Origin of the sequence: Phenylobacterium sp., assembly GCF_036495085.1 — a bacterium.
In the GTDB taxonomy this organism is placed as follows: Bacteria; Pseudomonadota; Alphaproteobacteria; order Caulobacterales; family Caulobacteraceae; genus Phenylobacterium.
Window position 1 is genome coordinate 1 of the sequence record NZ_DASXNL010000105.1, and the last position, 3,740, is coordinate 3,740.

The 3,740-nt window shown below is 67.4% G+C and carries 6 protein-coding genes; 4 read left to right on the forward strand and 2 right to left on the reverse strand.

The features are described from left to right. Positions 1-264 (forward strand): hypothetical protein (locus tag VGI62_RS12435; protein ID WP_331504811.1); only part of this gene is annotated, 264 nt, incomplete at its 5' end. A 105-nt stretch (positions 265-369) separates the two neighbouring features. Here the strand turns inward: VGI62_RS12435 and VGI62_RS12440 are convergent. Both VGI62_RS12440 and VGI62_RS12445 read right to left on the reverse strand, forming a co-directional pair. Next, on the reverse strand, positions 370-1,041 hold the full coding sequence (locus VGI62_RS12440; protein ID WP_331504812.1) for a hypothetical protein: 672 nt from the start codon (positions 1,039-1,041) through the stop codon (positions 370-372). 81 nt (positions 1,042-1,122) lie between these two features. Then, positions 1,123-1,917, reverse strand: a complete 795-nt coding sequence (locus VGI62_RS12445; protein ID WP_331504813.1) for a hypothetical protein — start codon at positions 1,915-1,917, stop codon at positions 1,123-1,125. A gap of 318 nt (positions 1,918-2,235) precedes the next feature. On the opposite strand from VGI62_RS12445, the gene rpsL reads away from it, so the two are divergent. The 3 genes from rpsL to VGI62_RS12460 all read left to right on the forward strand — a co-directional run. Further along, positions 2,236-2,607, forward strand: a complete 372-nt coding sequence (rpsL, locus tag VGI62_RS12450; RefSeq protein WP_293345753.1) for a 30S ribosomal protein S12 — start codon at positions 2,236-2,238, stop codon at positions 2,605-2,607. 12 nt (positions 2,608-2,619) lie between these two features. Continuing rightward, complete coding sequence (gene rpsG / locus VGI62_RS12455; RefSeq protein WP_331504814.1) at positions 2,620-3,093, forward strand: 30S ribosomal protein S7; 474 nt, start codon at positions 2,620-2,622, stop codon at positions 3,091-3,093. A gap of 101 nt (positions 3,094-3,194) precedes the next feature. Beyond that, the coding region (locus VGI62_RS12460; RefSeq protein WP_331504815.1) for a GTP-binding protein at positions 3,195-3,740 on the forward strand (546 nt) is incomplete at its 3' end.

The following is a 3,740-nucleotide window of genomic DNA, read 5'->3' on the forward strand; positions in this document are numbered from 1 at the left end:
TTCATCTCGGCCGCGTCGTTCCAGGAGACCACCCGCGTGCTCACCGAGGCCTCCGTCCAGGGCAAGATCGACACCCTGGAAGGGCTGAAGGAGAACGTGATCGTGGGCCGCCTGATCCCGGCGGGCACGGGCTCTTACCTGCGCAACCTTCAGCGCATCGCTGCAAAGCGCGACGAGGCGCTGACCGCCAGCCGCGAAGAGGCCATGGAGCCGCTTCCGGACGTGATCGCGGCTGATGCGGAAGCCGAGAAGGTCGAGTCCTAAAGGCTTCCAGCCTAAGCGTACCGAACGGCCCGGGAGCGATCCCGGGCCGTTTTGGTTTGCGCGAAGACGATCAACCTCGACCGCCGCCTCCCGAGCGCCGAGGCTCTAGAACGGCACCTTGGCGACGGGCTTGTCGTTGCCGGTCCCCTTGGCGATGTCTTCGGCGCTGGCGCCGGTCCCGCCGAGGGTGGCGCTCGGCACGCTGTTGCCGTGCTTGTACTTGTAGTCGGCTTCCCGCTGCGCAGCCGTTGCGTCGAGCGCGCGCTGCTTATCGGCGGCAAGGCCGAGACCGAGGAACGGCGCCGTCTTGGCGCCTTTGCCGAACTTCTCGTCGCAGAGGTCGCGCTCGGCGCCGTTCAGCCCAACGGCCTCCCGGTTGGCGCAGCCAACCTCGCTATGCCGAAGCGCGGTCCTCACGTCGCCCTTGGGGCCCTCCGGCTGCGGCGCGGGATGAAGCGCGGGTGGCGCGCGCGACGGCTGGGCCGGTGGGGCAGGGGCCGGCGTGGGCGGGGCGATTGGCGCAGTCGGCGCTTCGGGCGGAATGAAGCGCTGCGGCCGGCGGTGCAGACGGATCGGGTTGATCGGGGCCGGCCGGCCGGTGGCCGGAGGCGGTGTCTTCGGCAGGATCAGGATCGGGATGATCGGCGACGGCGGACCGAGATCTTCCGGCGGCATCATCAGTATCGGCCGCTGAGCGGCCACGATGAGGATCACCGCCAGGTGCGCGGTAATTGAGGCCGCGACGGCCCAGATCGTTCGGCGTCGCTTGGCCGCCATCATCCTCGCAGTCGTCCCTGTTCAGCTTGATCCTAGAGGTAAGCGCCGCGGCGGCGATTTCGTGGCGGCGCACCCGTGGTCCTAAGGGATCGGAATGTCGACCTCCGGCGTCAACGGCCCCTTGGGCGGCTCGATGTAACAGGGGCCCAGCTTTAAAGCATTCGGAAGGTCGTTGGGCTTCTTCCCTGCGCCGAATTGTACCCGGCACCCGACGGCCGGGCCATGGCCGTTGGCGCCTCGTGCGTCAGGGAGCCCAAAGGCCCTATCCATCTGAGCTGGCCCAAAGCCGCCCTCGAGCGCTGGATGGACCGGTTGAGGATCCGGCTTCTTCGCCTCGGCGACGGCGTCGTAGTAGGCGCGGACGCGAGGTTCGATCGCGGCCGGCAGGTAGGGGGCTGAGGCCATGGCGCGCCCGAGCCGTTCGTCGCAGCGTTCCCGCTCCGTGCGGCTCATCCCGACCAGGCCGGCGTTGGCGCAACCTGCCGCCCCATGGCGCAGCGCAAGGCTGAGGTCCGGGCCGCCCGATGCGCCCGGCGCCTGTCCTGCGGGGCCCGAGGCGGGCGCCGCCGCCCGCTCGGCAGGCTTGGTCGGTGTGGGGGCGGCGGGCAGCGGCGCCACGGGGAGGGCGCCTTTGATGGGGCGCTGGGGGCGGCGATGCAGGCGAAGCTCGCCCGGCTGCGGTGGCCCACCCGCGGTCCGGGCCGGCGCTCTCGGAAGGAGCAGGATCGGGATAACGGCCTGCGGCGGCCCAGCGAACTCGGCGGGGGGGAGGGGCAGCATCGGCTTTTGCAGAAGCGCCACGACCAGCACGGCCAGATGCGCGATGGCTGAAGCTGCGATAGCCCAGGAGGTTCGGCGCCGCCTCGCCGTCGGCATTGAGTGTCAGCGCCCCTGCCAGCTTTGCCGTAAGGGGCGGTTGATCCGCGGCAATTTCGTGGCGTGACGCGTACGGGTGCGCCGTGCGGTTGACGGGGCCCTGCAAACGTTGACGGGCGGGCGCTTCCCGACTATGTAGCGCGCTCTTTCGAGGCCGGGATTCGTCCCTGTCCCGATGAACCTCTTCCGTCGGCACGCACGATAGTCGCGTTCCGGCGGGTTTTTGCGTTCAGCGGGCGGTTTCGGAAACCCGATAACCAGGACCTTAACTGAGGCGCTTCGGCCAAACGGCACACGCCTCCACGCAAGCGAGATTAGATGCCCACAGTCAACCAGCTCATCCGCAAGCCGCGGCAAGACAAGCCGTCGCGGAACAAGGTCCCGGCCCTGAAGGGCTGCCCGCAGCGCCGCGGCGTCTGCACCCGGGTCTATACGACGACCCCGAAGAAGCCGAACTCCGCCCTGCGGAAGGTCGCCAAGGTGCGCCTGACCACGGGCATCGAGGCGGTGTGCTACATTCCCGGCGAAGGCCACAACCTCCAGGAGCACTCGGTGGTGCTGATCCGCGGCGGCCGTGTGAAGGACCTTCCCGGCGTCCGCTATCACATCCTGCGCGGCGTGCTCGACACGCAAGGCGTCAAGGATCGCCGCCAGCGCCGTTCGCTCTACGGCGCCAAGCGTCCGAAGTAAGGAAGAAGAAGTATGTCCCGCCGCCGTCGCGCCGAGAAACGCCAAGTCCTGCCGGACCCGAAGTTCGGGGACCTGATCGTCACCAAGTTCATGAACTACGTGATGTACGAAGGTAAGAAGGCTGTCGCCGAGAACATCCTCTACGGCGCCTTCGATATCCTGGAGGCCAAGCGCAAGGACCAGGGTCCCCTGGAAACCTTCCACTCGGCTCTCGAGAACGTCTCGCCCGCCATCGAAGTGAAGTCCCGCCGGGTCGGCGGCGCCACCTACCAGGTGCCGATGGAAGTCCGTCCCGACCGCCGCCGCGCGCTGGCGATCCGCTGGATCGTCACAGCCGCCCGCAACCGGGGTGAAAACACCATGACCGAAAAGCTGGCTGGCGAGTTGCTCGATGCTTCTTCCAACCGCGGCGCCGCGGTGAAGAAGCGCGAGGACACCCACAAGATGGCCGAGGCCAACCGGGCGTTCTCGCACTACCGCTGGTAAGCCCACATAGACTGAGCTTTCCGGCGCGGGCGGTTTGAGCTAAACCGCCCGCGCCGTTCGTTCAGGCCCCTACGAACCGCCTATTTCCCAGAGCTATTGTCATGCCCCGCGCTCACAAAATCGAAGACTACCGCAACTTCGGAATCATGGCCCACATCGATGCGGGCAAGACGACGACGACGGAGCGGATTCTCTATTACACGGGCAAGAGCCATAAGATCGGCGAGGTCCACGACGGCGCGGCCACCATGGACTGGATGGAGCAGGAGCAGGAGCGCGGCATCACCATCACGTCAGCCGCGACGACCGCAATCTGGAACGGCAAGCGCCTGAACATCATCGACACGCCCGGGCACGTCGATTTCACCATCGAGGTGGAGCGTTCGCTGCGCGTGCTGGACGGCGCCGTCGCCGTGCTCGACGGCAATCAGGGCGTCGAACCCCAGACCGAAACCGTCTGGCGCCAGGCCGACCGCTACAACGTCCCGCGGATCGTGTTCGTCAATAAGATGGACAAGATCGGCGCCGACTTCGAAATGTGCCTGCGCACCATCCGCGAACGCCTGGGCGTCAAGGCCGTGCCGATCCAGCTGCCGATCGGCTCAGAAGCGAGCCTGAAGGGCATCGTCGACCTGGTCCGCATGAAA